Source organism: Colwellia sp. F1 (assembly GCF_056238625.1).
Genome location: NZ_JBWDLI010000046.1, coordinates 1 through 3,489, shown reverse-complemented (window position 1 = coordinate 3,489; position 3,489 = coordinate 1). Strand labels below are relative to the sequence as shown.

Annotated in this window: 2 protein-coding genes; one reads left to right on the top strand and one right to left on the bottom strand. The window is 47.7% G+C overall.

Going from position 1 to position 3,489, the window contains the following annotated elements; translation table 11 throughout:
- Nucleotides 1-807: PAS domain-containing protein (locus AC0UA9_RS16865; RefSeq protein WP_475661835.1), on the bottom strand; the 807-nt coding region annotated here is incomplete at its 3' end.
- A gap of 512 nt (nucleotides 808-1,319) precedes the next feature.
- Here AC0UA9_RS16865 and AC0UA9_RS16860 point away from each other — a divergent pair.
- The gene (locus tag AC0UA9_RS16860; protein ID WP_475661832.1) at nucleotides 1,320-3,263 is read left to right on the top strand and encodes a sensor domain-containing diguanylate cyclase; all 1,944 of its coding nucleotides are present in this window, start codon (nucleotides 1,320-1,322) and stop codon (nucleotides 3,261-3,263) included.
- The last annotated feature ends 226 nt before the right edge of the window (nucleotides 3,264-3,489 follow it).

Here is a 3,489-nt window from a genome sequence, read left to right as displayed (position 1 = left end):
GTTAACAACGCAAAGTGATCCGATATTTTTTGCATGGTTGACTAAATCGGCAGAGTACTCGCGCGCCTGCACCATCTCAGCGACTGAGTCCTGGCACTCCGTTATAATGTCGTGAAGTTGCTCTAAGCCGACTGTCGCGATCTGCGTTGTCTGAACTGCGGTTGCTTGGGCTGACACTACCGCTTGGTGGGTAGCCTTCGCAATTTCCTCATCGCGGGTCACGTCTGTAGCGAACTTAACCACACGGATAACGTGCCCTTCGGGGCCGAGAACGGGGTTGTATGTGGCTTCAAGCCACAAGGTATTCCTGTAGGCGTCGATCCTCTCATACTTTCCTTGCTGGTATTCTCCAGCGGAGAGGCTGTTCCAGAAGTCATGATATTCGGTGCTGCTGGCGTAATCAGCGTGACAGAAGATTCGGTGGTGCTGCCCCTTTATCTGGTCGTGATCATATCCAGTAGCGGCCAGAAAGTTACTGTTGGCTTGGATGATAGTTCCATCTGGTTTGAATTCAATGGTCGCCATCGACCTGCCCAGAGCATTGACGGTGGCCTGCGCCGCCAGATGAGCTGTCTGTTTCTTTGTCACATCACTGGCGATTTTAACTATTTTAGTCACCCGCCCATCGCGAGGATGAATGACTGGCATGTAGGTAGCTTCAATCCACACATCTTCACCATAACGATTGATGCGGCGAAAGGTGCCTGACTGATGCTCCCCCCGTATTAGCGCATCCCAGAAATATCGGTATTGTTTGGTCTCAGAGACACCAGGTGGACAGAAAATCTGATGATGACTGCCAACCACATCGAACAGACTTTATCCCATAATATCTAGACAAATAGGACTTGCATCGATGACAGTGCCATTGGGATTGAATGAGATGCAGGCCATATTCTGAGAAAGTGCTTGTTCCAAAGGAGTCCTTGCGACCGTTGATGCGCTCGTTAGTAACAACGTCAGGAGGTTTTTCATAGGAATTCCATATTGTTATCAGTGGAGTGTGGTTGCGCAGTTTATAATATTACTGCTGAACATTATTCTAAAAGCCCACTATCGAGGGGCCTTGAGCTGGGTGCCCGCCAGTTTCAGTGAGCAAACGGAAAGTACGTGTGATTACTCGATACGAACAGGTTATAGTTGAAAGCCTCAGGCAATCAGGAAAAAGCTGGTAAACGCAGAAAAATCAACAACATTACACTAGTATCTTAAAAATTAACGCCCACTTTATTCATGAATAAATAAACCAAATGTCGCTATCGCCACAAAATAAACGCTATATCTACTCGCGCTTCGGGAGTTTTTTAAAGAAGTTTGTAATGTTCACTTTTACTACTCTCCGGGGGCGCTTGCTGCTAGGAGCCGCTGCGTTATGGGGTTTATTGTGCGTAATACTGCTAACATCCGGTTGGCAAGCGGGACGGCTTCTAGTTAATGAGACTAATCACCAGCATCTGCGTTACGAAGCCGAACTCATTAGTAATACCATCACTTTACAAGTTAATGAGAGATTGACTGAGCTTGGCCGTTTAGCTCAGGGCATTTCTATGCCTATAGAGGGTGCCCTAAACGCGCAGCATGCACATATCTGGGGAAATCTTTTCGAAGCGTTGATTTTATTCGACCTTCAGAGCCAAATCGTTGATGAGTGGCCTGTCGATGGCGGACGCAAGGGAGCTGTTCTTGCCGACCGTGACTATGCGCGCTTTATGCAGGCTTTCAAGACGCCACATATTAGTGAACCCCTCATCGGCCGCATCACTGGATCCCCTCTGATTTTGATGTTAACTCCTTTATATGATGCAGAGGGCAGCTACACCGGATTTTTAGGTGGTTTGGTCAATATCAAGGAAAGTCGACTTTTTAAAAACTTCGATAGCCTGCGTCTAGGCGATGATGGTTATGTCACTATTACTGCTGCTTCCAGACAGCGGATTTATGCACCTCATCAACAGGAAGCCATTGTTACTCTTCCTAAAAATATTTCACCAATCCTTGAGCAGGCTCTCATTGGCTGGGAAGGAGAAAATGTCGAGAATTCGCTATCTGTAGAGCGTCAGGTAGTCGCATATCGCCAAGTCTGGCCAGCCAACTGGATCGTGGGTGTACACCTACCACAAGCCCAGGCTGAGGCTCCGCTTATTGCTGGGATGGAGAAAATTTCTTCCTATGCCTGGGGAGGGCTGATACTTATCTTTCCCCTAGTAGGAGGTGGAATTTGGCTTGCGCTACGCCCGCTGTCTCAACTCGCTAAACAGGTTCGTGAGCTTCAAGCCGAACGACGGTCGTTAGTGGATATCCCGACGCGTATGTCTGAGCTCCGTAGGGTAATCGATGTGATTAACGAGACGGAATCCGCTCGTCAAACTAACTTACGCAACTTGGCTGAACGAAAAGCAGAATTACGCGCAACGCTCGCTGTAACTCCTCAGGGAATGTTTATCACAGATAAGCAAGGAAAATTAACCTTTATTAATGATGCGCTATATCAACTTCTGGGTGCCGACGTACCTCACGACTTATTTGCATGGAGTGAGCGAATCCACACTGATGACGATCAACATGACATTCGGGATGCGTGGCTCCAAAGCCTGTCTAATCAAAGTAACTTTACACGGCAGTTTCGTTTTCAGCGGGCTAGTAAAGAGCTCTATTGGCTTGATGTCCATACAGCTGCAATCCATGTAGAAGGAGGATTTATCGGCATTGTTGGGACGGTACGTGATGTCACTCAACACCGCCAAGATTATGCCCAGAAACGCTGGGAAGCGGAACATGATCCATTAACCGGACTTCTTAATCGTCGGGGGTTGACACGACACTTGGAAGAGGCGCTATTTCAGTGGAAGACAATGGGCAAGCCTACTGCTGTTTTTCTTTTCGATCTCGACCACTTTAAACCTATCAATGATAATGGCGGTCACTCTTTAGGCGATCTTATGCTGCAACAGGTCGCAGAAACTATTCAGAGTGTGGTTCGCAGCAGTGATCATGCGGCACGGCAGGGGGGAGATGAGTTTGCTGTACTGTTAAATGGCTGCACCTTTGCTCGTGCAGTAACCATCGCTGAGACACTGCGGTCAAGAATTGCCTCTTGTACGGTAGAATTCGAAGATCAGCGTTGGTGCGTTACTGCTAGCATCGGAGTAAGCCACTTCCAAGCAAGTGATGAAACAATAGACGCTGTTCTTGATCGTGCTGATGCTGCTAGCTATCAAGCTAAACATGGGGGCCGCAATAAAGTAGTGAGTGACAGTATGTAGGTTTGAGAAACATTCTGATCTTCAAAAATGTGTGCTCACGATATAGGGGGCTATTGGCTCTTCTCAGCTATTAAAACACCTCACCACCTAATGGCAAGTAAGGAGTTTGTTAGAGTGCTGTATAGCATAACCGCGCGTTAGCGCCCACATGCTTTAAACAGCCCGAAAGGCGAAGCAGAGGGTGGGTGAGCTGTCTGTACCTTTTCCCTTTTTTGGATTACAGGAC

Excerpts from the sequence above, each read along its gene's own strand:
- AC0UA9_RS16860 (WP_475661832.1), top strand. The coding sequence starts at position 1,320 with ATGTTCACTTTTACTACTCTCCGGGGGCGCTTGCTGCTAGGAGCCGCT.